General features: G+C 63.9%; 20 protein-coding genes. 11 read left to right on the top strand and 9 right to left on the bottom strand.

What is annotated here, in order from left to right; translation table 11 throughout:
- Positions 1-66 precede the first annotated feature (66 nt).
- Positions 67-1,323 (bottom strand): SAM-dependent methyltransferase, encoded by a 1,257-nt coding sequence (locus tag DEM27_RS02135; protein ID WP_109456527.1) that lies wholly within the window; start codon positions 1,321-1,323, stop codon positions 67-69.
- Positions 1,324-1,726: 403 nt separating this feature from the next.
- Positions 1,727-4,042: a Tex family protein gene (locus tag DEM27_RS02140; RefSeq protein WP_109456528.1), complete on the bottom strand. Its 2,316-nt coding sequence runs from the start codon at positions 4,040-4,042 to the stop codon at positions 1,727-1,729.
- Positions 4,043-4,277: 235 nt separating this feature from the next.
- Here DEM27_RS02140 and purD point away from each other — a divergent pair, with 235 nt between their 5' ends.
- The 5 genes from purD to ubiA all read left to right on the top strand — a co-directional run bounded on the left by purD (position 4,278) and on the right by ubiA (position 10,521).
- Positions 4,278-5,549, top strand: a complete 1,272-nt coding sequence (gene purD, locus DEM27_RS02145; RefSeq protein ID WP_109456529.1) for a phosphoribosylamine--glycine ligase — start codon at positions 4,278-4,280, stop codon at positions 5,547-5,549.
- Positions 5,550-5,657: 108 nt separating this feature from the next.
- Positions 5,658-6,137 carry a plant virulence effector HPE1-like domain-containing protein gene (locus DEM27_RS02150; RefSeq protein ID WP_109456530.1) on the top strand — a complete coding sequence of 160 codons (480 nt, stop codon included), beginning with the start codon at positions 5,658-5,660 and terminating at the stop codon, positions 6,135-6,137.
- Between the two features lie 420 nt (positions 6,138-6,557).
- Positions 6,558-8,393 (top strand): methyl-accepting chemotaxis protein, encoded by a 1,836-nt coding sequence (locus tag DEM27_RS02155; RefSeq protein ID WP_109456531.1) that lies wholly within the window; start codon positions 6,558-6,560, stop codon positions 8,391-8,393.
- A gap of 202 nt (positions 8,394-8,595) precedes the next feature.
- Positions 8,596-9,405, top strand: coding sequence for a MipA/OmpV family protein (locus tag DEM27_RS02160; protein WP_109456532.1), 810 nt, complete (start codon positions 8,596-8,598; stop codon positions 9,403-9,405).
- Positions 9,406-9,567: 162 nt separating this feature from the next.
- Positions 9,568-10,521 carry a 4-hydroxybenzoate octaprenyltransferase gene (gene ubiA / locus DEM27_RS02165; protein ID WP_109456533.1) on the top strand — a complete coding sequence of 318 codons (954 nt, stop codon included), beginning with the start codon at positions 9,568-9,570 and terminating at the stop codon, positions 10,519-10,521.
- A 65-nt stretch (positions 10,522-10,586) separates the two neighbouring features.
- Here the strand turns inward: ubiA and DEM27_RS02170 are convergent, their stop codons facing one another.
- Positions 10,587-11,153 (bottom strand): DUF6101 family protein, encoded by a 567-nt coding sequence (locus DEM27_RS02170; protein WP_109456534.1) that lies wholly within the window; start codon positions 11,151-11,153, stop codon positions 10,587-10,589.
- A gap of 303 nt (positions 11,154-11,456) precedes the next feature.
- Between DEM27_RS02170 and DEM27_RS02175 the strand changes: the two genes are divergently transcribed.
- Positions 11,457-13,907 (top strand): DUF1217 domain-containing protein, encoded by a 2,451-nt coding sequence (locus DEM27_RS02175; protein WP_109456535.1) that lies wholly within the window; start codon positions 11,457-11,459, stop codon positions 13,905-13,907.
- A gap of 36 nt (positions 13,908-13,943) precedes the next feature.
- Here the strand turns inward: DEM27_RS02175 and DEM27_RS02180 are convergent, their stop codons facing one another.
- The 3 genes from DEM27_RS02180 to DEM27_RS02190 all read right to left on the bottom strand — a co-directional run bounded on the left by DEM27_RS02180 (position 13,944) and on the right by DEM27_RS02190 (position 17,179).
- Positions 13,944-15,380 carry an FAD-binding oxidoreductase gene (locus DEM27_RS02180; RefSeq protein ID WP_109456913.1) on the bottom strand — a complete coding sequence of 479 codons (1,437 nt, stop codon included), beginning with the start codon at positions 15,378-15,380 and terminating at the stop codon, positions 13,944-13,946.
- A gap of 84 nt (positions 15,381-15,464) precedes the next feature.
- The gene (locus DEM27_RS02185; RefSeq protein ID WP_109456536.1) at positions 15,465-16,439 is read right to left on the bottom strand and encodes an L-threonylcarbamoyladenylate synthase; all 975 of its coding nucleotides are present in this window, start codon (positions 16,437-16,439) and stop codon (positions 15,465-15,467) included.
- A 134-nt stretch (positions 16,440-16,573) separates the two neighbouring features.
- The gene (locus DEM27_RS02190; RefSeq protein ID WP_109456537.1) at positions 16,574-17,179 is read right to left on the bottom strand and encodes a DUF6656 family protein; all 606 of its coding nucleotides are present in this window, start codon (positions 17,177-17,179) and stop codon (positions 16,574-16,576) included.
- 330 nt (positions 17,180-17,509) lie between these two features.
- Between DEM27_RS02190 and DEM27_RS02195 the strand changes: the two genes are divergently transcribed.
- On the top strand, positions 17,510-18,031 hold the full coding sequence (locus tag DEM27_RS02195) for a BA14K family protein (protein WP_109456538.1): 522 nt from the start codon (positions 17,510-17,512) through the stop codon (positions 18,029-18,031).
- A gap of 65 nt (positions 18,032-18,096) precedes the next feature.
- On the opposite strand, the gene DEM27_RS02200 is transcribed toward DEM27_RS02195, so the two are convergent.
- Positions 18,097-19,092: a transporter gene (locus tag DEM27_RS02200; protein WP_109456539.1), complete on the bottom strand. Its 996-nt coding sequence runs from the start codon at positions 19,090-19,092 to the stop codon at positions 18,097-18,099.
- A gap of 234 nt (positions 19,093-19,326) precedes the next feature.
- Here DEM27_RS02200 and DEM27_RS02205 point away from each other — a divergent pair, with 234 nt between their 5' ends.
- From DEM27_RS02205 to DEM27_RS02215, 3 genes are all read left to right on the top strand, one after another.
- Positions 19,327-21,108, top strand: coding sequence for an acyl-CoA dehydrogenase (locus tag DEM27_RS02205; protein WP_109456540.1), 1,782 nt, complete (start codon positions 19,327-19,329; stop codon positions 21,106-21,108).
- A gap of 11 nt (positions 21,109-21,119) precedes the next feature.
- On the top strand, positions 21,120-21,878 hold the full coding sequence (locus DEM27_RS02210) for a crotonase/enoyl-CoA hydratase family protein (RefSeq protein ID WP_109456541.1): 759 nt from the start codon (positions 21,120-21,122) through the stop codon (positions 21,876-21,878).
- Positions 21,879-21,979: 101 nt separating this feature from the next.
- Positions 21,980-22,684: a hypothetical protein gene (locus DEM27_RS02215; protein ID WP_128755421.1), complete on the top strand. Its 705-nt coding sequence runs from the start codon at positions 21,980-21,982 to the stop codon at positions 22,682-22,684.
- A gap of 57 nt (positions 22,685-22,741) precedes the next feature.
- On the opposite strand, the gene DEM27_RS02220 is transcribed toward DEM27_RS02215, so the two are convergent.
- Both DEM27_RS02220 and DEM27_RS02225 read right to left on the bottom strand, forming a co-directional pair.
- Complete coding sequence (locus DEM27_RS02220; RefSeq protein ID WP_109456543.1) at positions 22,742-23,992, bottom strand: class I SAM-dependent RNA methyltransferase; 1,251 nt, start codon at positions 23,990-23,992, stop codon at positions 22,742-22,744.
- Entirely contained in the window at positions 23,989-24,741 is a 753-nt protein-coding gene (locus DEM27_RS02225) for a TlyA family RNA methyltransferase (RefSeq protein ID WP_109456544.1), read from the bottom strand. The genes DEM27_RS02220 and DEM27_RS02225 overlap by 4 nt, the downstream gene beginning before the upstream one ends.
- Positions 24,742-25,036: 295 nt before the next feature.
- Here DEM27_RS02225 and DEM27_RS02235 point away from each other — a divergent pair, with 295 nt between their 5' ends.
- Positions 25,037-26,968, top strand: coding sequence for a methyl-accepting chemotaxis protein (locus tag DEM27_RS02235; RefSeq protein WP_109456546.1), 1,932 nt, complete (start codon positions 25,037-25,039; stop codon positions 26,966-26,968).
- Positions 26,969-26,998: the final 30 nt, after the last annotated feature.

Below are 26,998 nucleotides of genomic sequence, written 5' to 3' on the forward strand. Positions count from 1 at the left end.
GGGGAGGCGTGGCAACCGCGCATCCCATCTGCGGTCGCCCTGCCTGTCACTGGCAAAGGCCTCGCCTCAGAACGTCACCTTCTCCAGCGGCGGCCGGATCGCCTCGAATTCCTTCAGCTTCGCCTCGCGCTCCTGGATGTAGTTGCGGTTGTCGGGAACGGCGAATTGCTGCCTGGCGATCTGGATCTGGAAAATGAACAGTTCGTCCCAGCGGAAGGCCATTTCGGAGGCGGCAAGATAGAATTCCCACATGCGGAAGAAGCGCTCGTCGTAAAGAGCCACCGCCTCCGCCTTGCGGGCGACGAATCTTTCCCGCCAGGCCCGCAGTGTATGGGCATAATGCATCGGCAGGATCTCGACGTCCTTGACCAGCAGGCCGGCCTTCTCGATCGAAGGCAACACTTCGCCGACCGCGGGGATGTAGCCGCCGGGGAAAATATACTTCTCGATGAAGGGGTTGTTCATGAAGCTCGGTTTCGGCCGGCCGATGGCATGCAGCACCATCACCCCGTCTTGGTGCAGCACGTCGGAGACCTTGCGGAAGAAACCGTCGTAATGCGGCCGGCCGACATGCTCGAACATGCCGACGGAGACGATACGGTCGTAGCTGTTCTTCGGCAGGTAGCGGTAGTCCTGCAATTCGAAGCGCACGCGGTCGGAAAGCCCGCGCTTGGCGGCGCGGTCGCGCGAGACTTTCAGCTGTTCGTCGCTCAGCGTGATCCCGGTAACATCGACGCCGGAGGATTCCGCCAGGTAGAGGCCCATGCCGCCCCAGCCGGAGCCGATTTCCAGCACCCGCTGGCCCGGTTCGAGCAGCAGCTTGGCGGCGATATGGCGTTTCTTGGCGAGCTGCGCCTCCGCCAGGCCGATGCCCGGCGGGTTGAAATAGGCACAGGAATATTGCCAGTCCTCGTCGAGGAACAGGTCGAAGAGCTTGGCGCTCAGGTCGTAGTGATGCGAGACGTTGTAGCGGTTGCGGTTGATCGGAACGCGCGAGGCAAGCTGCGACAGTCCGATGCGCCAGAGCAGCTTGAGGGCCATGGCCTTCGAAAAGACTTCGTTGACGGTGTTGCTTTTGACCAGGGACAGGAAGTCATAGATGTTGCCCTCTTCGACAAGGAAGCGGCCTTCCATGTACATTTCGCCGAGCTTCAGGGTTGGGTCCGTGGCGATCAGCTTCTCGGCGTCGTCATCGGTGAAACGCACCGCCACGGGCGTGCCCGATCCATCGCCGAATGTCAATTTTTCGCCGGACGCCCGGGTGACGATCAGCGAACCCTTGCGAACGATGCTCTCGACCAGAGCATAAAAACCTGAAGCCATGCCAACCTCCGAGCATTTCAAAAATACGTCGATGAGGCTGGGTCCATTCTGTTCAAGCGAACCTGCTCGGGCAGATCGTCCATATGAACGGAGGGAAAAGGGAGGAAATATAACGATATTTTCTAATTCAATTCCGGCGCATTCAAACGGAGAACATGCCTCGCTTTCTGAAAAAAGGGGAAGCCGCAGACAGGCAACCGCCCGGCAAGAAGCCGAGCCGGCTGTCGGCCCCGGTTACGCTCCCAACGGGTGACACGAACCTTACGGAACCAGACTCTTATATGCATAAAAAATCTATGCACGTCTTGCCGAAGTTACAAGCGCGGTCCCAAGTTTGACAGATGCAAAGAGCGGAAGTGTTGCAACATCGCATCGCTTCCGCTGTTTACGGTATTTTACGGGGCTATTTGCGTTTCATCGCCGCAGCCAGCGCAGCGCCCAGACTCCCTTGCGTTTCGGGCTTTTTCTTGTCGTCGCGCGGTTTACCCCCCGTCGGACGCGTCGCTGCCGCCGCGCCACCACGATCACGCGATTGTGATGCGGGCATGCTGCCATCGTCCTTGCGCATCGAAAGCGCGATACGCTTGCGCTTGGCATCGACTTCGACCACGCGCACCTTCACCACGTCACCTGCCTTCACCACCTCGTGCGGGTCCTTGACGAACCGGTCGGCCAACTGGGAGACATGCACGAGGCCGTCCTGGTGGACGCCGATATCGACGAAGGCGCCGAAGGCGGCGACGTTGGTCACCGTGCCTTCCAGCACCATGCCCGGCACCAGATCGGAAATTTCGTTGACGCCCTCGGCAAAGGTCGCCGTCTTGAAGCTCGGACGCGGATCGCGGCCGGGCTTTTCCAGCTCGGCGATGATGTCGCGCACCGTCGGCAGGCCGAATTTTTCGTCGACGAACTGGCGCGGATCGACGCTCTTCAGGAGCACGCTGTCGCCCATCAGCGTGCGCAGGTCGCGGCCGCAGGCGGCGACGATCTTCTTGGCGACGCCGTAAGCTTCCGGGTGCACGGAGGAGGCGTCGAGCGGCTCCTTGCCGTTGGGGATGCGCAGGAAGCCGGCGCATTGTTCGAAGGTGCGGTTGCCCAGGCGGGCAACCTTGAGCAGGTCCTTGCGGCTGGCAAACGGCCCCTCCTGGTCGCGATGGGCGACGATCGCCTCGGCGATCGACGGGCCGAGACCGGAGACGCGGGCGAGCAGCGGCGGCGAGGCGGTGTTGAGATCGACGCCGACGGCATTCACCGCATCTTCGACGACGGCATCCAGCGAACGGCTGAGGCGCTGCTGGTCGACATCGTGCTGGTACTGGCCGACGCCGATCGACTTCGGGTCGATTTTCACGAGTTCTGCCAGCGGGTCCTGCAGGCGGCGGGCGATGGACACGGCGCCGCGCAGCGAAACGTCGAGGTTCGGGAATTCGTTGGCTGCCGTCTGCGACGCGGAATAGACCGAGGCGCCGGCTTCCGAAACGATGACCTTGGTGGGTTTCGGCGCCGGCAGGCTGGCGAGCATGTCGGCCACCAGCTTTTCCGTCTCGCGGCTGCCGGTGCCGTTGCCGATCGAGATCAGCTCGACATTGTGCTTGCGGATCAGCGCCGCGAGTTCGGCCTGGGTGCCGCGCACGTCGTTCCTCGGCGGGAAGGGATAGACGGTGGTGGTTTCGATGAGCTTGCCGGTGCCGTCGACGATCGCCACCTTGACGCCGGTGCGGATGCCCGGGTCGAGGCCCATCGTCGCCCGCGAGCCGGCGGGGGCGGCGAGCAGCAGGTCCTTGAGGTTGCGGGCGAAGACGTGGATCGCCTCTTCCTCGGCGCGCTCGCGCAGCTCGCGCATCAGGTCGAGCGACAGCGACATCGAGAGCTTGACGCGCCAGGTCCAGCCGGCGACTTCCATCAGCCAGCGGTCGGCGCCGCCCTTCTGGCCGATCTCATAAGCCGCGGCGATCATCCGCTCGACCGGCTTGACCGGCGAGGTGTCGTCGGCATCGACGTCGATGGTCAGCGTCAGCACTTCCTCGTTCCAGCCGCGCAGCATGGCGAGCGCGCGGTGGCCGGGGACATTCGCCCAGCGTTCGGCATGGTCGAAATAATCGGAAAACTTGGCGCCCGCCTCCTGCTTGCCGTCCACCACCTTCGCCCGCAGGAAAGACTTGTCCTTCATGTAGTTGCGCAGCTTGCCGAGCAGGTCGGCATTTTCGGCGATGCCTTCCGCAACGATGTCGCGGGCGCCTTCCAGCGCCGTCTTCACGTCGGGCACATCCTGGGTGAGATAGGCCTCGGCCAGGACCGCCGGCTCGGCGGCGCGGTTGGCGAGGATCGCTTCGGCCAGCGGCCCGAGGCCGCGCTCGCGGGCGATCTCGGCGCGGGTGCGGCGCTTCGGCTTGTAGGGCAGGTAGAGGTCTTCGAGTTCGGCCTTGGTGGCGGTGGCGGCGATCTTCGCCCTGAGTTCGTCGGTCAGCTTGCCCTGGCCGTCGATCGATTCGAGGATCGCCTTGCGGCGGGCGCCGAGCTCGCGCAGGTAGACCAGCCGTTCGGAGAGCGTGCGAAGCTGGGTATCGTCGAGGCCGCCGGTGACTTCCTTGCGGTAGCGGGCGATGAAGGGCACGGTGGCGCCTTCGTCGAGCAGGTCGATGGCGGCGACCACCTGGGGGCCGCGCGCATTGATTTCCGAGGCGATGAGCTTGGCGAGTTCTTGTGTATCGACGGCCATGGGTGTTCCTGTTGCAAGATCGAGGCTTGGCGCATAGCGCAATTCCAGCAAAAGTGCGTAGCGGTTTTGCGTCCGGAACTGCATAGAAACAAAACGCGCTAGCGGCACAAAACGGCAAGACGGCGGAGACGTGCCGATCTTCCCCGTGAAAGCAATACCGCCCGAACCGCTTGGCGCTTGACCTTTGCTGCGCCCGCCCTTAACCCGCGGAGAGCGTGAAAGGAAGGGTGAAGCGATGAAAGTTCTGTTGATCGGATCCGGCGGCCGCGAGCATGCGCTCGCCTGGAAGCTTTCGCAATCGCCGCGTCTCGGCACGCTGTATGCGGCGCCCGGCAATCCCGGCATCGCCGAGGTGGCGACGCTCGTGCCCATGGACATCGAGGATCACGCCGCGATCCTGCGCTTCTGCGCCGAAAACGCCATCGACTTCGTCGTCGTCGGCCCGGAGGCGCCGCTGGTCGCCGGTCTGGCCGACAGACTGCGCGCCGCAGGCATCACCACCTTCGGGCCATCGGCGGACGCCGCCCAGCTGGAGGGTTCGAAAGGTTTCACCAAGGATCTCTGCGCCAAATATAATATCCCGACCGGCGCCTACCAGCGCTTCAACAACGCGCCGAAGGCCAAGGCCTATATCCGCGAGCAGGGCGCCCCCATCGTCATCAAGGCGGACGGGCTGGCGGCCGGCAAGGGCGTCACCGTCGCCATGACGCTGGACGAGGCGCTGGCCGCCGTCGACGACTGCTTCGAGGGCGCTTTTGGCGCGGCCGGCGCGGAAGTCGTGGTCGAAGCCTTCCTGGATGGCGAGGAAGCGAGCTTCTTCTGCCTCTGCGACGGCAGGACGGCGCTGGCGCTGGCAACGGCCCAGGACCACAAGCGTGTCGGCGACGGCGATACCGGCCCGAACACCGGCGGCATGGGCGCCTATTCGCCGGCTCCGGTGATGACGCCGGCGCTGATCGAGCGCACGATGAAGGAGATCATCGAGCCGACGATGCGCGGCATGGCCGAAAGCGGCCATCCATTCAGCGGCGTGTTCTTCGCCGGCCTGATGATCACCGCCAAGGGGCCGGAACTGATCGAATACAATGTCCGCTTCGGCGATCCGGAATGCCAGGTCTTGATGATGCGGCTGAAAAGCGATCTTCTGTCCTTGCTGCACGCCACCGCTACGGGCACGCTCGATCAGGTGAGCGCCGAATGGCGTGAGGAAGCGGCTCTGACCGTCGTCGTCGCCTCGAAGGGTTATCCGGGCGCCTACGAGAAGAACACCCCGATCGCCAGCCTGCCGCAGGCGCAGGACGGCGCCAAGGTTTTCCACGCCGGCACGGCGCTCAAGGACGGCCAGCTGGTGGCGACCGGCGGGCGCGTGCTCAACGCCACGGCGACCGGCCGGACGGTGGGCGAAGCGCAGGCGCGCGCCTATGCCCTGGTCGATGGCATAGAATGGCACAACGGCTTCTGCCGCCGTGACATCGGCTGGCAGGCGATTGCCCGCGAAAAGGCCTGATTTCCGGGAAGATTCCGCTCGTCAGTTCAAATTTTACCATTTGCCCTGACGGGAAAGAAAGAAACAGCTGCTACTGTCCCGGTAACAAACAACCGGGTGGTGGTTCCAATGCGTTTTTTCCTTCTTGCATCTGCCCTTTCGCTGATCGCCGGCTCGGCGGTCGCTTCCTCCGTGGAACCCATCACGACCAAAAAAATCTCGGCCGGCAGCATCGTCATCAAATCCTGTGATGACTGCCCCGAGCTGAAAATCACCAAATCGAAACGTGCCTATGTCGTGCCCGCGCTCAAGGAGGGCACGCAGGTGACCGAAATCCGCGACGTCAACGGCGAGAAGAAGGTGGTGCGCACCGAAGCCTGGCTCGGCGGCTCGCCGGTGATCTTCGTCAGCAAGGCGCCGGCAGAGGCGGTCACGGCAGCGGCAACGGCCGGACAGCCGGCACAGGCAGCGGAGATCGAACTGCCGGCCACCGGCGTCGATGCGACGGCCACCACGGCCGCAGTCGGCGTTGCCGGCGCTGAAGAGCCGGCCATTGCCGCCAGCACGCCGACGCTCGATGCAACGGACTTCAACCTGCGGGTCGAATAGGCCTGGCTTTCCCTGCCCGCACAGCCGATCCACAGCGCTGTTGAGGCCACGCCGTAAGGCGAAACATGCGTCCCCGAGAGAAGCGGGGACGCATTTTTTTTGACTGAACGCAATTTCGGGGCATGCGGAGAACGGCTGCAATGCAGACAAGATGACGCCGCCGCCCAAGATTATAGTCTTATATCTGCATTCATATTAGGCGTAGCTAACTTTGAAATTCCACTCCTGGTTACAGTTTACGGAAAAAACAATCCAAGTATTTGAATTAAATTCTTGTTTATAAAAAAACCACTATTCTGCCGCCCACGAAGACCCGCGACACTTTACGCGCATGACGACGCCGGCAATTGCGATGGGGCAGCGGAAATGGGAGCAGATGATCTGTTTTCGTTTCTATCATCAACCCCTCTGTGAGGCGTCATGAAGAATCTGAAAATCTCCCGACAGCTGATAATACTTGTCGGCATCTTGCTGATTGCCTTCGCGGGGGCAACCTATTACCAGATCCGTTCCTCCATCGATGCCATCTATGCCGAGCGCTACGACATGCTGCGCACGCAGGTGGAATCCGGTCTTTCGATCGTGCAGTCCTTCTACGACCGCGAGAAATCCGGCGAACTGACGCATGAGGAAGCCCAGGCCCAGGCCTACAAGATCCTCTCCGGCGTCAAGTTCGAGCCGGCCGGCTATCTGTTCGGCATGAGCTACGACATCGTCACGGTGTTCCACTACAACCCGAAGAATGTCGGCACGCAGCAGAAGGGCATGCCCGACAAGATGGGCAACATGTTCCGCGACGAACTGGTGTCCAAGGGGCGCGCCGGCGGCGGCATCACCGAATATTACTGGGAAAAGCCCGGCAAGCCGGCCGAAGACGTCTTCAAGAAGGGCGTTTATTCCAAGGCATTCGAACCCTGGCAGATGGTCGTCGCCACCGGTGTCTATCTCGATGACCTCGATGCCAAGGTTTGGGATACCATCCTGCAGGTGCTGGCGATCGGCGTCGCCGTGCTTCTCCTGGCCATTGGCGCCGCCTATTACGTGATCCGCAGCATCACCCAGCCGCTGGCCGCCATCCATGCCTCTCTGGAGGCCGTGGCCAACGAGAACACCGCGATCGCCATTCCCCACACCGACATGTCGAATGAAATCGGCATGATGGCGAAAGCGACCAGGGAACTGCAGGAAAAGGTGCGTGAACGCCATGCCATGGCCGAACGCCAGAGGCAGCAGGACGCCGAATTCGAGGCCGAGCGCCGTCGCAACCTCAGCCAGCAGGAGCAGGAAGCCGAGCAGTCTGCCCATGTCGTCGCCACTGTCGGCAAGGCGCTGGAAGGCCTCGCCGGGGGCGACCTGACCATCCGCTGCAGCGATCTCGGCCAGAACTATGCCGGCCTGCGCAACAACTTCAACGAGGCCATAGCCGGACTTGAAGATGCCATGAGCCGCGTCAACACCAAGGGTGTCGAAATCGGCGCCAGCAAGGACGAGATCCGCCGTGCATCGGGCCAGCTCGCCCAGCGCACCGAGCAGCAGGCGGCAAACCTCGAAGAGACGTCGGCAGCCCTCGACGAACTCAGCGTTGCCGTCCGCCAGACCGCCGAAGGCGCCCATGAGGCCGCCAAGCGTGTCAGCAGCGTCAGCAAGGAAGCCTCGCGCAGCGACGACATCGTCTCCGAAGCCATCGGCGCGATGAGCGGCATCGAAAAATCCTCCGAAGAAATCGGCAAGATCATCGGCGTCATCGACGAAATCGCCTTCCAGACCAACCTGCTGGCCCTCAACGCCGGCGTCGAGGCCGCGCGTGCCGGGGAATCGGGCAAGGGTTTTGCCGTTGTCGCCCAGGAGGTCCGCGAACTCGCCCAGCGCTCCGCCGCTGCCGCGAAGGAAATCAAGGAGCAGATCTCCCGGTCGTCCGGCCAGGTGGATGCGGGCGTGCGCCTCGTCGGCGAAGCCGGCGATGCGCTGAAGCGCATCTCCGACCAGGTGAAGGCGGCCAGCGACATCGTCGTCAAGATCGCCCACAGCGCCACCGAGCAGGACACGACGCTGCGCAGCATCTCCGCCTCGCTGAACCAGCTCGACCTCGCCACGCAGCAGAACGCCGCCATGGCCGAAGAAACGACGGCGTCGGCCGAATCGCTGGCCACCGACACGGACGAACTGCTCGGCCTCATCGGCAGCTTCCGCGTCGGTTCCGGCCAGGCGCAGAGCCGCAATGCCGCGTACCAGGCGCCGCTGCGCAAGGCCGGGTGAGCAGAAAGAAACATCCAGAGACGAAGCCGCCGGCCGGGTGCTTGGCGGCTTTTTCGTCGGGAGGCCTTTCCCGACGGACGCGGACGCCCGCTAACCCGATGTGGTTAACAGCCTGGTAATTCCAAAGGTTTAGATTGCGTGAAATCCAGCAGGCCCGCGTTTCGGGCCCTCTCCGTATTGCGTATCGTTTGGAGTTTCCCTCGTGTTCAAGTCATTGCCTTCGTTCGTCTGCGCGACCGTTTTCTTCGCCTCCGCCGGTGTCGTTTCGGCACAGGAAGGCCGGGCCTGGTGGTCGGGCGACTGGTATGTGTCGATCGGCGCCGCCGGCTTCGTGGCGCCGCGCTTCGAAGGCGCCGATAGCCGCAAGCTGCAGTTTTCGCCGCTGATCTCGGTCGGCAAGGTCGGCCCGGCCGTGCGCTTTTCCTCGCGCAACGACAACCCGTCCTTCGCGCTGCTCGACAATGGCGGTATCCGGGCCGGCATTGCCGGAAAACTGATCACCAAGCGCGACGAGGATACCGATTCCGACCTGGCCGGCCTTTCCGACGTGCCGTGGGGACTGGAAGCCGGCGCCTTCGTCGAGGTCTATCCGACCGACTGGATCCGCGCCCGGGCCGAACTTCGCCACGGCATCCGCAGCCATCACGGCGTCGTCGCCGACATCGCCGTCGATGCCTTCACCGACATCACGCCCAACCTCAGGCTTTCGGGCGGACCGCGCGCCACCTTGGCCAGCGCCAAGTTTTTCGACGCCTATTACGGCGTGAACGCTGTCGAATCGGCGAAGTCCGGCTTGAGCCAGTATTCGCCCGACGGCGGCGTGCATTCCGTCGGCGCAGGCGCGGCGCTGACCTGGCAGGCATCGGAAGCGATCACCACCAGTTCCTTCGTCGAATACCGCCGCCTGACCGGTCCGGCCAGCGATTCCAGCCTGGTGAAGGAACGCGGCTCGCGCGACCAGCTGCTGATCGGCCTTTCCGCCACCTACAAGTTCGGCTTCAGCATCGATTGACGCCGGCTGCAGGATTTGGGGCCTGGCGAAAAATATCCGTTTCGGCACCACGCCGGATCGGCTAGAGCATTTCCGGTGAACGCGGCTTCACCGGATTTTGTTGCCGCATTGTCCAACGCCGATGCGATTCCGCTTCGGCTGGATATGCTCTAGGAATGCGTCATGGAAACGAACAGTCAGACCTCCGGCCGCGTTGTCGATGCGCCCTCCGGCAATTTTGTCTATCAGATCCTGCCGCGGGCATTGTGGCCCTATGCGCAGCTCGCCCGCTGGGATCGCCCGATCGGCTGGCAGCTCCTGATGTGGCCCTGCTTCTGGTCCGCGGCGCTTGCCGCCAACGTCGCCGCCGGCGAGGGGCATTTTTCGCTCGGCCAGTTTGTCGGCCACCTCGTGCTGTTCCTGATCGGCTCGATCGCCATGCGCGGCGCCGGCTGCACCTATAACGATATCGTCGACCATCGCATCGACATGGAGGTTGCCCGCACCCGCTCGCGGCCGCTGCCGTCCGGCCGGGTCAGCCGCTTCCAGGCCAAGCTGTTCATGCTGGCGCAGGCGCTGGTCGGCCTCGTCGTGCTCCTGCAGTTCAACATCTTCACGATCGTCCTCGGCATCCTGTCGCTCGCCGTCGTGGCGATTTATCCTTTCGCCAAGCGTTTTACCGACTGGCCGCAATTCTTTCTCGGCCTTGCTTTTTCCTGGGGCGCGCTGGTCGGCTGGTCGGCGGTTTTCGGCACACTCTCCTTTTCCGCCGTCATCCTGTTCATCGGCGCCGTCGCCTGGACGATCGGTTACGATACGATTTATGCCCATCAGGACAAGGAGGATGACGAGCTGATCGGCGTCCGCTCCACCGCCCGCCTGTTCGGGGATGATACGCGCGCCTGGCTGGTGGGGCTCTACGGCCTGACCTTCGTGCTTGTGCTTACGGCGTTCGTCGCCGCCGGCGTCGGCCTCGTCGCCTATCTCGGCCTGCTGGTTGCCGCGGTGATGCTCGCCTACCAGATCGCCGTTCTCAACATCCATGACGCGGCGGATTGCCTGGCGCTGTTCCGCTCCAACAACAAGGTCGGCCTCGTGCTGTTCGCCGGCCTGGTGCTTGCCTTGCCCTTCGCCTGAAACGTTCGAATACGAAAAACCCGGCCTGTCGTGAGGCCGGGTTTTTTGTTGCCGAGTGATGGAGATCAGCCGCGCGCGATAATCTCGCGGCCCTCGATCTTCATGCTCACGCCGAGCGTGCCGGTGCGACGGCGCACCAGGAAACGCGGGCGGCGGTTGGCGAAGAAGGAATGGCGGCGACGGTTCTTGACCGGGGTGGGGCGCAGGTCGCCGAGATGCTCCTCGAGCGGGCGGGCGACGCCGTCGGCTTCCACCATCAGCATCGGAATGCGGAAGGAGGCGGCCCAGCTGCGCCAGTCGGCGGCGATGTCGCAGAGGTCGTGGGCGACGAGCAGCGGGATGCAGAGGCTCGGATCGTCGTGATGCAGTTCCAGCGTCACGGTGACTTCGCCGTTGCCGTGGTCGATGGCGCGGGCGGCGACGCCCTTGAAGGCGCGGGCCGGCAGGGCGATGGAGAGCGGCAGGCCGCTCGACGGCAGGATCTTGCGCATCACGGCGCCGCGTTCGTCGATTGTTATCGTGACATCGCTGGAAGCACCGTGCATCGCATAGGTGAACTGCTGCGGAAAGCGCGTGGGATCCAGTCGCAAGGTCGTTTCTGCCCAATCGGGCTTCATCACCGTGTTTGTCATCAATTCTTACCCTTGTTTTACCTGAGAGCCGGTTTTCCGGTCTTCCCTCGGGACTTTGCGTCCTCTGATGGCTGCAACATACGCGGCGCACATTCCGGACAGCTTAAAAATCGCAGTTAAAAAAACTTTGCGCTGTCAGATGGTTAGCAAATCCGAACGCGGCAAGGTTTTCAAAAGCTGAAGGCCGCCCCCATTTGGCACGGTCGCCGCGCCGACCGGCAGGGGCCTGCAGGCGTAAAGCCCCATGCAAGGCAGGCTTCCTACAACGCTGCGTAATCCGAATTAAAATGGGAGCGATGCGCGATGGTCTCGACGTATCTCAGCTACGATCTGGTCAACCGCGATATCCGGGCTTCGCTGAAGCGTGTCGAACAGGAACAGCAGGTTGCCCGCGAGGCGGCCTATTACAAGGCAAACATCGGCTCGGTCAAAACAGTCGACGAATTCCTGAAGAACGACCGTCTCTACAATTACGCCATGACCGCCTACGGCCTGGAAGACATGATCTATGCCAAGGCCTTCATGCGCCAGGTTCTCGAAAGCGACCTCACCGACAGCAACTCTTATGCGAACCGTCTGACCGACGAGCGCTACAAGGATTTCGCCACCGCGTTTTCGTTCGCCAGCAACGCGCCCGTCGCCCAGTCCAGCGTACAGATCGACGAAATCATCGGCCTCTATAGCAGCACTATCGAAAACACCGATGCCTCGATGCGTGAGGAAACGTCCTATTACAATGCGATGATGGACCACATCACCAGCGCCGACGACATCCTCAACAACGACCGCCTGCGCGCCTACGTATTCAGCGCTTTCGGAATCGAGGAAAGCACCTATGCACGCGTCACGATCCGTGGCGCCTTGATGAGCGATCTCAACGATCCCGCCAGCTATATCAATACCGTCTGGGGGCCAAGACTTACCGATTATCAAACCAGGATCGACACCAACAACGCGCAAATCACGACTCTCAATGCATCCTATGATGCGGATAAGGTGCAGCGTGACGCCTATATCGATATGATGGACGATCCCGGCGCGGACACGGAATATCTCACGGGGGAGATCAACACTCTCGGCGACAGAATGAATGCGAGCCTGACGACGATAAACTCGCTGACCGCGTCGGTGGCCAGCGACAGCCGTTCCGTCACCGAAATCGGCAAATATTACGATCTCGCGGCGGCCTACAACTTCAATGCGGACGGCACCCTCCCGGCGGGGGAAACGGCCCAGTCGGCCGACATGAAGGCTCTTGTCAACGAACAGTACATCCTGTCCAATTCGCGCGTCACATCGTCGGCCGCGTTGCTCAACCAGGCATATTTCGAGCAGAAGGTCGCCGCCGCGACGAGCGTCGACGACCTGTTCGCCGATCCGTTCGACGAACGCATCTACAACTACATCAAGACGGCGTTCGGCCTGACCTCGGCTGCTGTCATGCCATCGACCGTCGAGAACATCCTGACCAGCGATCGCGATCCGGACAATGCTTCCAGCTACGTCAACATGGCGGGCGCCAACAAGGAAGTCTACAAGGCGCTGATGGAGACGTTCAACTTCAACCAGGACGGCAGCCTTGATGCCGGCGTGTCGGCGCAAACGTCCCAGCAGGCGATGCTCATCAAGAACCGCTATATGTCGGCCTATAACGACAAGGACGACGCGGCGGACGAGAAGGCGATTACTGCCTATAAGAACAACATCGCTGCGATCACCACCGTCGATAAATTCGTTGCGACGTCCAGCGTTTATCAGTTCGCGCTGAAGGCCGTCGGGCTCAATCCGGACAAGGTTTCGGTGCTGACGATCAAGAACGTGCTGAAAAGCGATCTCAACGACCCGAAAAGTTATGTCTACCAGTTGAAGGACGAGCGCTACGTCAAGCTCGCCAAGGCATTCAATTTCGATACCAAGGGGCAGATCGTCGAGCCGCTGGCGGCGCAGTCCCCCGCCGTCGTCACGCAGAATTCCAAGGACTACATCGTCCTCAAAACCCGCTTCGTCGACAGTGGCGAGGTGGCTGCCGTCCGCAAGAAGGCGGAAGAAGAAGCACAATATTACGCGGACAACATCGGGAAGATCGACAACGTCAAGGAACTGCTGGCGGATCGCAAGATCCTGGACGTCGTGCTGTTTTCCAAGGGCATCGATCCGGCGAAGGTCACGGACGAAGACCTCAAGAAGATGTTCGAGTCGGATCTCGACGACCCCAAGAGCTACGTCAACGGACTGGCCGACTGGCGGTTTGCCGAAGTGGTGGCTTCGTTCAACTTCAATGCGGCCGGCAACCTCATCCAGTCGGCGCAGGACGGTATCCAGCAGCGCGGCGAAGTCCTCGAAACGGCCAATCGTTATCTGAACCAGGTCCTCGAGACCGAGCAGGGCGAGGAGAACGCCGGCGTTCGCCTGGCGCTCTACTTCAAGCGCATGGCGGATTCGATCACCTCGGCCTATGACATTCTCGGCGATACCGCACTTCTCGAAGTCTTCCGAACGATGTTCAGCCTGCCGACCGAACTCAGCAACATGGACATCGACCAGCAGGCGAAGATTGTCGAGAAGAACCTGGATCTCTCCGACCTCAAGGATCCCGAGGCCCTGGAGAAGCTCGTCAAGCGCTTCACCATTCTCTACGACCTGGAAAACGGCATCAACAACGCACCGTCCCTGGCCATCCTCCTCGGCGATGGCGGCAGCGCCACGATCAGTGGCGACACGCTGATGGCCATCGCCCAGCTTCGCAAGGGATAAGTCGCAAAAACCGCCGCGCAGCTTTGCGCGGCGTGCTCAGCCCGCGGCGATCACCTTGCCGGGGTTCATGATGCCGGCGGGATCGAAGCTGCGCTTGATGCGCCGCATCAGCTCGATCTCGATGCCGGTGCGGATTACGGCGAGTTCGTCGCGCTTCAGCTGGCCGATGCCGTGCTCGGCGGAAATCGAACCGCCGTAGGACAGCACGATGCCGTGGACGATATGGTTGATCTCGCGCCAGCGGGCGATGAAGGCCTGCTTGTCGGCGCCGACCGGCTGCGAGATGTTGTAGTGGATGTTGCCGTCGCCGAGATGGCCGAAGGCGCAGATGCGGGCGCCGGGAATGGCTTCCAGCACCGCCAGCCGCGCCTCTTCCATGAAGGCCGGGATTTTTGAGACCGGCACCGAGACGTCGTGCTTGATCGAACCGCCTTCCGGTTTCTGCGCATCCGACATGCTTTCGCGCATATGCCACAGCGCCGCCTGCTGCGCGCCGGATGCCGCCACCACCGCATCCTCTACCAGCCCCTCCTCGAAGCCGTGCTCCAGCAGCGCCTGCATCATCCGCTCGGCGGTCTCGGCCGAATCGGAGGTGGAGATATCGATCAGGGCATACCAGTCGTGCGGCGAGGCCAGCGGATCGCGGACGCCGGGAATGTGGCGCGTGGTGAATTCCACGCCGAGGCGGGGCATCAGCTCGAAACCGGTCAGCGCCGTACCGCAGCGGTTGGACGCCTCCTGGAACAGCGCGAGGGCGGCATCGGGCGAGGCGAGCCCCGCCAGCGCCACCTGACGGCCGAGCGGCTGCGGAAACATCTTCAAAACGGCACCGGTGATGACGCCGAGCGTGCCCTCCGCGCCGATGAACAGGTCGCGCAGGTCGTAGCCGGTATTGTCCTTCTTCAGGCGCCGCAGCCCGTCCCAGATTTCGCCGGTCGGCAGCACCGCTTCGAGGCCGAGGCAGAGCTGGCGCATGTTGCCGTAGGCGAGCACCGCCGTGCCGCCGGCATTGGTCGACAGGTTGCCGCCGATACGGCAGGAGCCTTCGGAGCCGAGCGACAGCGGAAACAGCCGGCCGGCATTGTCTGCGGCCCGCTGCACGTCGGCAAGGATGCAGCCGGCATCGACGACGATGATGTTGGCGACCGGATCGACCTCCCGGACGCGATTCATGCGCTCCAGCGACAGGATGAGGTCGCCGCCCGCCTCGCGCGGCGTCTGGCCGCCGACGAGCCCGGTATTGCCGGTCTGCGGCACGATCGCGGTTCCGGTTTCGCTGGCGAGCGTGAGGATCGCCGCGACCTCGGCCGTCGTGCCCGGCTTGAGCACCATCGGCGAGGCGCCGCGATAGAGCCCACGGTTTTCGATCAGCCGCGGCGCGATGTCGGCAGGCTCGCGCAGGACATTGGCCTCGCCGACGATTGCCGCAAAGCGGTCGAGCAGGGCAGGGGACGGCGACGTGGTGTTGGACATGATTTCCTCCATCCGGGCATTTCCGCTGTCCGTGGAACTGCGGATAGTCCTGCCCTTTTTGTGTTCGCGCACTTGCGCAGCGGTTTATTCCCGCGGCGCGGCGGCGCGGCGCAGCCGGTCGTTGATCGCTTCGCCGAGGCCCGTTTCCGGAATGGGTGTGAAGGCGATCATGCCGGCGCCGGTGGCATCGGCTTTTTTCATGTAGTCGAACAGGTTGGCGGCGGCTTCGGCGAGATCGCCGTCGGGGCTGAGGTCGAGCACGATGCGCGCCCGTTCCATGCCTTCGACGTCTACGCCGCCGAACCGAACGAGCGCCTCGCCGGCACCGACCGAAACCGCGTCCAGCCGCACCGCCGCACCCGGCGCATAATGGGAGGCGAGCATGCCGGGGGCCTCGATCGCGGCGCCGGCTGCGGCCGGCCGGACCAGCGGCCGGCCGATGAAGGCTTCGATCTCGGCGGCGCCGAGACCGCCCGGCCGCAACAGCCGTACGTATTCACCCTCGACCTTCAGGATAGTCGATTCGACGCCGACGGTGGCGGCGCCGCCGTCGAGGATCAGCGAAATCTTTGCGCCCAGATCGGCGGCGACATGCGCCGCAGTGGTCGGGCTGATCTGCCCTGAAGTGTTGGCGCTGGGGGCCGCCAGCGGCCGGCCGAAGGCGCGTATCAGTTCGCCGGCAAATCCCTTGGGGGACCGGATGCCGACGGTATCGAGCCCCGCGGTTGCCAGCGCATGGATCGGGCTCTCGGCCCGGCGCGGCAGGATCAGCGTCAGCGGCCCCGGCCAGAACCGTTCGGCCAGCCGGCGCGACAGGGGATCGAACACGACGTGGCGCTCGGCCATGGCGACATCGGCCATGTGGCAGATCAGCGGGTTGAAGCGCGGCCGGCCCTTGGTCTCGTAGATGCGGGTGATGGCGGCGGGATTGGTGGCGTCGGCGGCCAGTCCGTAGACGGTTTCCGTCGGCAGCCCGATCGGCAGGCCGTCATTGAGGGCATCGACGGCGGCGCGAAGGGCTTCCTGCCGGTCGGTTTCGATATGGATCAATCTGGCCATTGTGGTCCGGGCGCGGATGCGGGCAAAAAAGAAGGAGGCGGCAGAGGTTCTGTCTGCGTCCTGCTTTAACCCCTGGGCCGCCCGGGATCAAATGGTCTTTGATCGGATAGTCTTTGGTGGGAGAGCGGAATTGCTCAGAGCGACCGGATGACGTCGCGCAGCTTTTCGTTGCGGGCGCCGAGCAGCAGCACGTTCTTCAGCGCCACCTTCGGATCGCTGGTGCGGAAGATCACGCCGTTGCCGCGGATTTTCCGGTCGATGGTCAGCTTCTTCCTCTCGTCGTCCGGCTGCATGGCCACGGCGAAATACATGCGCGAGCCGCGCCGGCGCAGGTTGGAGATCATCTTTTCGTCTTCGCCGATATCGGCCATGAAGTTGGCGATATAGAAGGCCCACTTCACCTCGTCGAATTGCGCAAAGCGGGTTTTCGAGGCGGTGACGTGACAGTAGCCGAGATGCGGGCGATCATCGAGCGTGCGGTGAAAGATCATCTTCGGCAGCTGGATCGAGCGGTGGAAGCTGTTCAGCCGGTCGTGCGCCTGTTCGCCGGCAGCGTCCAGGCGGCGCCCGGTGCGCTCGGCGACTTCCTGGTAGGAAAGGTAGCGCCGTTCCTCGGGAACCCAGTTGTCCTTGTGCCGGATGATCTTGCCGGTGCGCAGGAAGTCGGAATGCAGGGTTTCGAGAGCCGGAACCTGGGGCTTTTTCTGCCCGCTAGCATCGAAATAACGGAGCTTGGACATGCCGGCACTCTCTGCTCGTGACGAGGTCTGCACCGTGAAAGACTAGTGCAGCCTGGGTTAACATCAGGTTTCCCATGTCTAGACCGTGGCGGTTTCGCGAAACTTGCGTCATTTATGCCGTCTGCCCGCATGATCCGCATTGTGTCGTTCGTGACGGCACGGAGGGTGTGGTTAACATCGGCTGAACGGCGGGTTAATACGGGGTTCATGCCCGCAAACCTATATTTGCGGCTTCACCATGGCGTCGCCGGCCAAATTCGGCCCTTTCCGGAACCAAATCAATGCCGGCGCGTTAAGCGATTATCCAAAATGACCAGGGAGTCGAAACGTATGAACAAGTGGATGGCAAGGATCGCCACTGTTGGTTTATCCATGGCGGTGGTTTTTTCGAGTATGGTGCCGTCGTCGGCAATGCCGTTGCCGCAGGTTTCTCGGGCCGAAAGCCCGGTGGTCAATGTCGCCGAGCAGGGGGCCCGCGTCTATCCGAACGAATGGCGTCACAACCGCAACTGGCGTGGTGACCGACGTGGCTGGCGTGGAGATCGCGGCTGGCGTCATGGGCGCAATTGGGATCGCCGCGGCGACCGCCGTCACGGCTGGTACAACGGCCACCGCGGCTACCGCGATTATCGTCGCGGCTATCGCCGCCATGGCGGATACTGGTTCCCGCTGGCAGCTTTCGGCGCTGGTGCCATCATCGGCGGAGCGATGAGCCAGCCGCGCGTCTATCGCAATGTCGGTTCGGACCATGTGTCCTGGTGCCAGAACCGCTGGCGGTCCTATCGGGCTTACGACAATACGTACCAGCCCTATAACGGCCCGCGCCGCGTCTGTGTCTCTCCTTATAGCTGAGGAGAGCAGGCAGCCAGTGTCCAAGCCCCGTCCGCAGCTGCGGACGGGGTTTTTCGTTGTTGTTTCTAGATGATGCCCGCCCGCCGCAACAGCCACCATGCGAGCGCAATCGAGAGGACGATAAAGCCGACTGCATAAAGCGTGCCGCTCACGCCTTCGGCAAACGGCAGGCTCGATGTGTTCATGCCGAAGAAGCCGGTGACCAGCGACGGCGGCAGCAGGAAGGCGGTCATCAGCGACAGGATGTACAGGTGCCGGTTGGTTTCCGACGACAGTTTGGAATCGATTTCTTCGTGCAGCAGCCGTGCCCGTTCCTGCAGGGCATAGACGTCGTGGTCGACCGCCTCCAGCCGGTTGGTGAGCCGTCCGGCCACGTCTTCGAAACCGGCGGGCATGTCCTCGTCGTCGGCGGCGGATGCCCGGCGCATCAGGGTCAGCACGGTGCGCAGGTGGCGATGCAGGCGCACCACGGTGCGCCGTACCGGCGCCAGCCGCCGTCGTTCGTCACGCGGCGTGTTGTCGTAGACGAAATCCTCGATGACGTTGAGTTCCTCGGTCATTTCGAGGACGAGCGAAATCAGCGTCCGCTGGAATTCCGCCACCAGCGTTTCGAACACGTGGATCGGTTGGCTGTATTTGCCGGCGTTCTTTTCGATCGCCGCCCGCGCCCGGTCTATGCTGCGCAGCGGCTGCAGCCGGGTGGTGATGATGAACCTGTCGGAAACGGCGAAATGCTGCCAGGCGATATCGCGGGTATCGGCATCGAATTCGCGCTGGAAATCGACCAGCGTGCCGAACAGCAACTGGTCCTCGGCGGCGATGGCCGCATGCGTGTCATGGGTCGTCAGCGCCGTGCGCGCCTGCTCGGTCAGGCCCGGAAACGTCTCCAGGAAGGCCGGAACGCGGGCGTCGGCGAGGTTGAGATGCAGCCAGACGAACCCGTCCTGCACCTCAAGCTGCGAGCGCGAACATTCGTTCGGCATCCGCAGCGCTTTTCGGTTTTCGGGCTGGAAATGATAGGCCCAGACGAGGCCGGGGATATCGGAGGTTTGCAGTACCATGGGCCGGCTTTCGAACACCGCGGGAAATCTCTGCCCCGGTCAGGTGACTGCGGCAGCGCCCCTATCTGCCCCGTATGACGGAAAGGCTTCAAGCGAAATCGTGTGCAGTGCATTATCGCCGGCGCGGCTGCAGGACGAGAGGTGTCCGGTCGGCAACAGCAATTCCTGTGGGCGCAACCCGATCCTTCGGTTAAGTTCCAACCGACGAACGCATTTGAGTCGGAAGGAGACCTCATGTACCGGGCACCGGTCGCGGATATCGTATTCACGCTCAACCATGTCGCGGGCCTGTCCGAGGCGACGGAGAACGGCACCTTCGGCGATCTGAGTGGCGATCTCGTCGAGGCGATCCTGACGGAGGCCGGCCGCTTCGCCAGCGAGGAAGTGGCGCCGCTGGCCGAGATCGGCGACCGGCAGGGCGCCCGCCTTGCCGATGGCGCGGTCAGGCTGGCGGACGGCTGGGCCGACCTTTACCGCCGCTGGTCCGCCGGCGGCTGGAACGGCCTGACGGCGCCGGAGGCTTTCGGCGGCCAGGGGCTGCCGCATATGCTCAACGTCGCCGCCTTCGAGATGTGGAACTCCGCCTCCATGGCCTTTGCCATCGGCCCGACGCTCACCGTCGGCGCCATCGAGGCGCTGGAGGCGCATGGCAGCCAGGCGCTCAAGGACACCTATCTCGCCCGCCTCGTTTCCGGCGAATGGACGGCGACGATGAACCTGACCGAACCGCATGCCGGCTCCGACCTCGGCGTCATGAAGACGCGAGCGGTGCCCGAAGGCGACGGCACCTACCGCATCTTCGGCCAAAAAATCTTCATCACCTGGGGCGAACACGACGCGGCCGAAAACATCGTGCACCTCGTGCTCGCCCGGCTGCCGGATGCGCCGGCCGGCACGCGCGGCATCTCGCTGTTCCTCGTGCCGAAATTTTTCGTCAATGCCGACGGCACGCTCGGTGCCCGCAACGATCTCTTCTGCCATTCGCTGGAGCACAAGCTCGGCATCCACGGCTCGCCGACCTGCACGATGATCTACGGCGACGGCCGTTTCGGCAGCGAGAAGGGGGCGGTCGGCTGGCTCATCGGCGAGGAGAACAAGGGCCTCAACTGCATGTTCACGATGATGAACAATGCCCGCCTCATGGTCGGCATGCAGGGCGTGGCGATCGCCGAGGCGGCAACGCAGAAGGCGGTGCAATATGCCAGGGACCGCACCCAGGGCAAGGCGCCCGGATGGCGCGGAGAAGGCATGAGCCCGATCATCGAGCATCCCGACGTCACCCGCATGCTGCTCACCATGAAAGTGCTGACACAGGGTGCACGTGCCATCGCCTACAGTTGCGCCCATGCCGGCGACCGGGCGCACCATGCGCAAGGCGAGACCGCCCGCCACTGGCAGGAGCGTTCCGCCTTGCTGACGCCGATCGCCAAGGCCTTTTCCACCGATGTCGGCGTCGATGTCGCTTCGCTCGGCGTGCAGGTGCATGGCGGCATGGGCTTCATCGAGGAGACCGGTGCCGCCCGCCTCTTGCGCGACGCCCGCATCGCGCCGATCTACGAAGGCACCAACGGCATCCAGGCCATCGACCTCGTCACCCGCAAGCTGCCGCTGTCGGGCGGCGACCACGTCCGGGGTTTCATCGGCGAGTTGAAGGCGATTTCCGCCGATGTCCGCGCCTCCAACCATCCGGCTTTCGGCGAGACGGCCGGCCGGCTGGACGTCGCCATCGCCGATCTGGAGACGGCGACGGACTGGCTGTTGTCGCACCAGAAGGACGGCGACCTTGCCGGGGCGCTCTCCGGCGCCACCGCCTATCTGCGGCTGTTCGGCCTGGTGCTGACCACGGCCTATCTCGCCAAGGGCGGGCTCGCTGCCGTCGACAATGGCGGCACGGACAAGCGCGTGGCGCTCTGCCGTTTCTCGGCGGAAAACCTGCTGGCCGAGACGCTGGCGCTCAAGGACCGGGTGCTGAACGGCGCCGACAGCCTTGCCGCCGCCCGCAGCATCCTCGATTGAAGGATAGTCCCATGAGCGACAGCCACATCCTCGTCGACCGCCCGCAACAAGCGCCCGGCGTGCTGACGATCCGCTTCAACCGGCCGGAAAAGAAGAACGCCATCACCACCGCCATGTACCGGCGCATGGCGGCGGCTGTGGAGGAGGCGGGCGCCGACCCGGTCATCCGCGCCGTGCTGTTCCTCGGCACCGAGGGCTGTTTTTCCGCCGGCAACGATCTTGCCGATTTCCTCGCCTTTGCCGAAACCAATCCGACGGAGCCGCCGGCCGCCTTCGTCTTCCTCAAGGCGCTGGCGCTCTGCGAAAAGCCCGTCGTGTCCGGCGTCGACGGCCTGGCGATCGGCATCGGCACGACGCTGAACCTGCATTGCGACCTGACGTTTGCCTCCGACCGCAGCCTGTTCAAGACGCCCTTCGTCGATCTCGGCCTGGTTCCGGAGGCCGGGTCGAGCCTGCTCGGGCCGCAAGCGATGGGCCAGCAGCGCGCCTTTGCCCTGCTCGCCGCCAGCGAAGGGTTTTCCGCCGAGGAGGCGCGCGCCGCCGGCATCGTCTGGAAGGTCGTCGCGCCGGACCAGGTCGAGCCCCAGGCGCTCGCCGCCGCAGCAAGGCTCGCCTCCCGCCCCGCCGAGGCGCTGAAAATCACCCGCGATCTCCTGCGTGGCGACCGGACCGGCCTGCTGGCGCGCATGGACGAGGAGCTTTATCACTTCACCGAACGGCTGAAGAGCGACGAGGCCCGCGCCGCGTTCCAGACCTTTTTGAAGCGGTAGCGTTCCACCGGTTGCCCGCGGCGGAGCGGCTGCCTGTCGAGCACGTCCGGCAAGACTGCGCAACGGAAACACTGCAGGACAACGGCAGGCAGGAGCGGATGATGAACGATGAGTCGCAAAACATCGCTGATCTGAGGGAGGCGCTGGAATTCAGCCGTTACGTCGGCATCTGCAACGCCATCGAGGCCCTTCGCACGACCATGCCGCCGGAACTGGCGAAAGAGGTGCTGGATCGAGCTGCCGATACATTTGACCAATGGGACCGGTCGCAGATCCTGCTGGCTCTCGCCCGCCATCTGCCCGACGCGCTTTTCACCGAAGCGCTTGAGCTTGCCGCTCGACAGAACGACCCCGATATCGGCAATCGCGACCATGTTCTGGTCGCTCTGGCGAGCCGCTTTTCAGACGGTTATCTCCCGCTCATACTGGACGTCGCGCGCCGGACGGAAGGCCCCGATGAGCGGGTTGTCGCGCTGACGCGGCTGCTGCCGCTGATGCCTTCCATTCTGCCGGAGGCCGTCGCGACTGCCAATCTGCCCGCCGTCCATGCCGCCACGCGGGCCTGGGCATTCGGCAAATTCGTCCTGCAGGATGCGTCGCTGGCCGCAGAGGCGCTCGCCGCCATCGCCGCCAATCCGGTCGAGACCGAACGTGCCTCGATGCTGACGGCGGTTCTCGGCAGCCTCGACGACCAGCATATTCCCGCCGTCTCCGCCATTCTCGCAACCGTCCCCACGGCGACGTTTCGCGAGCCGCTGTTGAAAGCGTTGAAGGCGCGGTTTCCAGACGTGATCTGGTTTCCCTGATCCGTTCTTGAAGTCGTTCCAGCAAAAGTCCGCAGCGGTTGGGCGCTCGAAAACGCTTTATTTCTCCAGCGTCGCCACCACTTCCACATGCGACGACCACAAGAACTGGTCGATCGGCGTGACCCGGGTGATCCGGTAACCGCCCTCGACCAGCAAGGCGAGGTCGCGGGCAAGCGTCAGCGGATTGCAGCTGACGGCGACGAGTTTTTTCACGCTCGACCGTGCCAGTTCCTTCACCTGCGCTTCGGCGCCGGCGCGCGGCGGGTCGAAGACGACGGCGTCGTAGACTTTCAGGTCCTGCGGCGTCAGCGGCCGGCGAAACAGATCGCGTTTTTCCGTGGTCACCGGCTTCAAGCCCTGCGCGCCGCGGGCGGCAAGGTCGAGCGCCTTCAGGGCCTTGTCCTCGGATTCCACCGCATGCACCCGGCCGATGCGGGCGAGCCTGAGCGAAAACGTGCCGGAGCCGGCAAAAAGATCGGCGATGCGCTTGGCCTTGCCGACTTCGGCCAGTACCAGTTCGGCCATCGCGTCCTCGGCCGGCTTTGTCGCCTGGGTGAAGGCGGCAGGCGGCGGGGAGACCTTGACGCCGCCGAAATCCAGCTGCGGTTTCTGCGGTTCGACCAGTGCTTCGCCGTTCACGGAAACCCGCGCGACGCCGCGCTCGGCCAGCACCGCGTCGATGGTTGCGCGCCTCTGCCTGTCGGAAACCGCCTTCAGCCCTTCGATGGCGATATCGAGTCCGGAGAGGGTTTCGAGCACCGTGATGCGGAACGGCTCGGCATTCGCCGCCGCCGCCTTGCCGATTGCTCGGATGGTGCCGAGCCGGGCGACGATGCCCGGCACGGCGATGGGACATTCCTCGATGGCGACGATGTGGTGGCTTTCCGCCTGGTTGAAACCGAGCAGCAGGTCCTTCTCGGTCCTGCGCGCCGCCAGCGTCACGCGCCGCCGCTCGCCCGGCCGGGCGATGACAAGATCGTCAACAACGGGCGTGAGCCCCTTCGCCTGCAGCGCCTCGATCACGAGGATGCGCTTGAAGGCGTGGTAGGGGTCGTCCTTGAGATGCTGCAGCACGCAGCCGCCGCAGGTGCCGTTGACACCGTCCGGCCCGAAATGCCGGCAGGCCGGCTCCTGGCGATCCGGCGAGGCCGTGGTGATCGACATGATCGTGCCGTGGCTCTTGATCCGCGCCACCGCCACCGTTTCGCCGGCCAAGGCAAACGGCACGTAGAGCGGGCCGTCCTGCGTGTGGGCGATTCCGTCGCCCTGGGCGCCGAGCCGGGAGATGGTGACGGTTTCGGTGCTCATGGTTTCGTTCCGGCGAGCAGGAATTCCTTGTTGCCGTCGCCGCCGTCGATGGGCGAGGGGATCAGGCCGAGGCTTGTCCAGCCCATGTCTTCGACGAACCAGCGTTCCAGCTCGGCCGCGACATCCGGGGCGGTTTCCGGCTCCTTCAGCAGGCCGGCCTTGCTGATCGCGTCGCGCCCGGCCTCGAACTGCGGTTTCACCAGCAGGATCGCCCTGGCGCCCGGCTCGGCGAGCTCCAGCGCCGGAGCGAGCGCCAGCTTCAGCGAGATGAAGGAGACGTCGGAGACGATGAACTCGATCGGCCGGTCGTCGATGTCGCCTGGCTCCAGGTAGCGGGCGTTGAGCCCTTCGATGGTGGTCACCTTCTCGTTGGCAAGCAGCCGCGGATGCATCTGGCCATGACCGACATCGATTGCCGTGACATGGGCGGCGCCGCGCAGCACCAGCACTTCGGTGAAGCCGCCGGTCGAGGCGCCGACGTCGAGACATTCGGCATCCCTGGGGTCGAGACCGAAATGGTCGAGCGCCGCCACCAGCTTCAGGGCGGCGCGTGAGACGTAGTCCTGGGCCGGATCGTCGATGGTGATGATGACGTCCGGGGCGAAGACCAGGCTCGGCTTGGTCACCACCTTGCCGGCAACGGTGACGGTGCCGCGGGCAATGGCGTCGCGGGCGCGCGAACGGCTGGCCACGAGGTTGCGGGAGACCAGGAGCTGGTCCAGGCGCTGGGGTTCTGATGAGGTCGACATGTGCCGTCAATGACGGCCAAACGCCGTTCTGGCAAGCCTTTTGTTGCGGCGCATCAGCCGTCGCGACAGTCGGCAGGCCATGCCTGGCCGGCGAAAGCGGGCGCTGGGAAGAATTCCTGCTCTTTGACAACCCCTGGTGGCGGCGGGGACGCGCCGGCGCGCCGAGTTCGCGCTGCGTCGATCTGCATCGCCGAAATGTTCGGAATCGCGATGGTTTTCAACGCAATCTTAACGGCTGCGCCCTCTTTTGGGATCTGGAGGAGCCGACCCATTCGAATCGAACAGAGCGAACCCCATGTCTCTTAGAAATCTCTCTCTCAACAAGAAGTTGATTGGTACTTTTGCCGCACTGATGTCGGTTTGTCTTTTAGCGTCCGCAGGCGTCTATTGGCAGGCTGCCGCTTCCCGGGAAGCGTCCCGGCAACAATATGAGGCCCAGGGCATCCTCGGCCATGTCGACAATGCGCTCGAGGCGATGCTGGAACAGGCCGTCAATCAGCGCGGTTACCTGCTGTTCAAGAGCCACAGCACCTACAATGACGTTTTCGCCAATCGCGACAAGATGATCGCCGCGCTGGATGCCGCAAAGGCGGCTGCCGCCGATCGGCCGGAGATGCTGGAATCGCTCGTTGCGATGCGCCAGGCAGCCGACGTCTTCCACAAGGAACTGACCGAACCGCAGCTGGAAGCCCGCAAGACGACCGACATGCCGGTCGAAGAGGTCGCCAATCTCAACCGCGACAAGTCGCGCGGCCAGCTCGACCGCTTCCGCGAGGCTGCGGCCAAGATCAAGCAACAGTCGCTCGAATACAGCAACGGCCTGGTCGAGGTGCAGAAGGCCGCATTCCGCGACCTGCTGCTGGCACTGCTCGTCGGCGGTGCTCTGGCCGGCGCCATTGCCGTTCTCCTCGTCTGGGCGCTGTCGCGCGCCATCGTCACGCCGATCGTCGGCATGACGGACGCCATGACCCGCCTTGCCGGCGGCGACAATTCGATCGACGTGCCGGCGCTGGATCGCGGCGACGAAGTCGGCAGCATGGCCAAGGCCGTCGCCGTCTTCAAGGATGCGGCGATCGAAAAGATCCGGCTCTCCAAGGATGCCGATGCCATGCGCAGCTCCGCCGAACGTGAGCGCCAGGCAAACGACGAGCAGAAGGCACGCGAGACGGGCGAGATCGAATTCGCCATCGACGCTCTCGCCAAGGGCCTGTCGAGTCTCGCCAGCGGCGATGTCGCCTCGCGGCTCGAAACGCCGTTTGCCGGCCGCTTGGAGCGCCTGCGCGTCGATTTCAACGGCGCGGTCGAGAAGCTGCAGTCCGTATTGCGCTCGGTCGGTCAGAATGCCACCGCGATCAACTCCGGCGCCAACGAGGTCCGCGCCGCTGCCGACGACCTGGCGCGCCGCACCGAACAGCAGGCCGCTTCCGTCGAAGAGACCGCAGCCGCGCTGGAGCAGGTGACGACCACCGTCAAGGATACCGCCCGCGGCGCCGAAGAGGCCGGCCGCCTCGTCGAGCGCACCCGCGCCGGCGCCGAGCGGTCGGGCGAGATCGTCCGCAATGCGGTGTCGGCGATGCATGAAATCGAAAAGTCCTCGGGCGAGATTTCCAACATCATCGGCGTCATCGACGAAATCGCCTTCCAGACCAACCTGCTGGCGCTGAATGCCGGCGTCGAGGCCGCCCGCGCCGGTGAGGCCGGCAAGGGGTTCGCCGTCGTCGCCCAGGAAGTGCGCGAGCTCGCCCAGCGTTCCGCCAAGGCCGCGAAGGAGATCAAGGCGTTGATCACCGCCTCCAGCCAGCATGTCGGAAATGGTGTCTCGCTCGTCGGCGAGACCGGCAAGGCGCTGGAAGCGATCGTGGCCGAGGTGGCCGAGATCAACACCCATGTCAGCGCCATCGTCGTCGCCGCCCGCGAACAGTCGACCGGCTTGCAGGAGATCAACACCTCCGTCAACGCCATGGACCAGGGCACGCAACAAAACGCCGCCATGGTCGAGCAGCAGACGGCGGCAAGCCATTCGCTGGCCCGCGAAGCCCATGCGCTGGACGAGCTGCTGGCGCAGTTCAACCTCGGCCACTCCATGCTGTCGGCGTCGCGCCCGGTTGCCGCCCCGGCGAATGCCCGGCCGGTGGCGTCGGCACCGCGCGACATGCGCTCCACCGTCGCCCGCGCCTTTGCTTCACGGGGCAATGCCGCAGTGAAGGAAGAGTGGTCGGAATTCTGAGCCAGTACACATCAATGAAAAAAGGCAGGC

It is taken from the genome of Rhizobium album, from assembly GCF_003122325.1.
Classification (GTDB): domain Bacteria; phylum Pseudomonadota; class Alphaproteobacteria; order Rhizobiales; family Rhizobiaceae; genus Metarhizobium; species Metarhizobium album.

Coding starts and splice junctions, on each gene's coding strand:
- DEM27_RS02200 (WP_109456539.1), bottom strand. CDS start 19,092: ATGGTACTGCAAACCTCCGATATCCCCGGCCTCGTCTGGGCCTATCAT.
- ubiA (WP_109456533.1), top strand. CDS start 9,568: ATGGAAACGAACAGTCAGACCTCCGGCCGCGTTGTCGATGCGCCCTCC.
- purD (WP_109456529.1), top strand. CDS start 4,278: ATGAAAGTTCTGTTGATCGGATCCGGCGGCCGCGAGCATGCGCTCGCC.
- DEM27_RS02155 (WP_109456531.1), top strand. CDS start 6,558: ATGAAGAATCTGAAAATCTCCCGACAGCTGATAATACTTGTCGGCATC.
- DEM27_RS02195 (WP_109456538.1), top strand. CDS start 17,510: ATGAACAAGTGGATGGCAAGGATCGCCACTGTTGGTTTATCCATGGCG.
- DEM27_RS02190 (WP_109456537.1), bottom strand. CDS start 17,179: ATGTCCAAGCTCCGTTATTTCGATGCTAGCGGGCAGAAAAAGCCCCAG.
- DEM27_RS02235 (WP_109456546.1), top strand. CDS start 25,037: ATGTCTCTTAGAAATCTCTCTCTCAACAAGAAGTTGATTGGTACTTTT.
- DEM27_RS02150 (WP_109456530.1), top strand. CDS start 5,658: ATGCGTTTTTTCCTTCTTGCATCTGCCCTTTCGCTGATCGCCGGCTCG.
- DEM27_RS02140 (WP_109456528.1), bottom strand. CDS start 4,042: ATGGCCGTCGATACACAAGAACTCGCCAAGCTCATCGCCTCGGAAATC.
- DEM27_RS02205 (WP_109456540.1), top strand. CDS start 19,327: ATGTACCGGGCACCGGTCGCGGATATCGTATTCACGCTCAACCATGTC.
- DEM27_RS02225 (WP_109456544.1), bottom strand. CDS start 24,741: ATGTCGACCTCATCAGAACCCCAGCGCCTGGACCAGCTCCTGGTCTCC.
- DEM27_RS02180 (WP_109456913.1), bottom strand. CDS start 15,380: ATGTCCAACACCACGTCGCCGTCCCCTGCCCTGCTCGACCGCTTTGCG.
- DEM27_RS02210 (WP_109456541.1), top strand. CDS start 21,120: ATGAGCGACAGCCACATCCTCGTCGACCGCCCGCAACAAGCGCCCGGC.
- DEM27_RS02215 (WP_128755421.1), top strand. CDS start 21,980: ATGAACGATGAGTCGCAAAACATCGCTGATCTGAGGGAGGCGCTGGAA.
- DEM27_RS02220 (WP_109456543.1), bottom strand. CDS start 23,992: ATGAGCACCGAAACCGTCACCATCTCCCGGCTCGGCGCCCAGGGCGAC.
- DEM27_RS02170 (WP_109456534.1), bottom strand. CDS start 11,153: ATGACAAACACGGTGATGAAGCCCGATTGGGCAGAAACGACCTTGCGA.
- DEM27_RS02135 (WP_109456527.1), bottom strand. CDS start 1,323: ATGGCTTCAGGTTTTTATGCTCTGGTCGAGAGCATCGTTCGCAAGGGT.
- DEM27_RS02185 (WP_109456536.1), bottom strand. CDS start 16,439: ATGGCCAGATTGATCCATATCGAAACCGACCGGCAGGAAGCCCTTCGC.
- DEM27_RS02175 (WP_109456535.1), top strand. CDS start 11,457: ATGGTCTCGACGTATCTCAGCTACGATCTGGTCAACCGCGATATCCGG.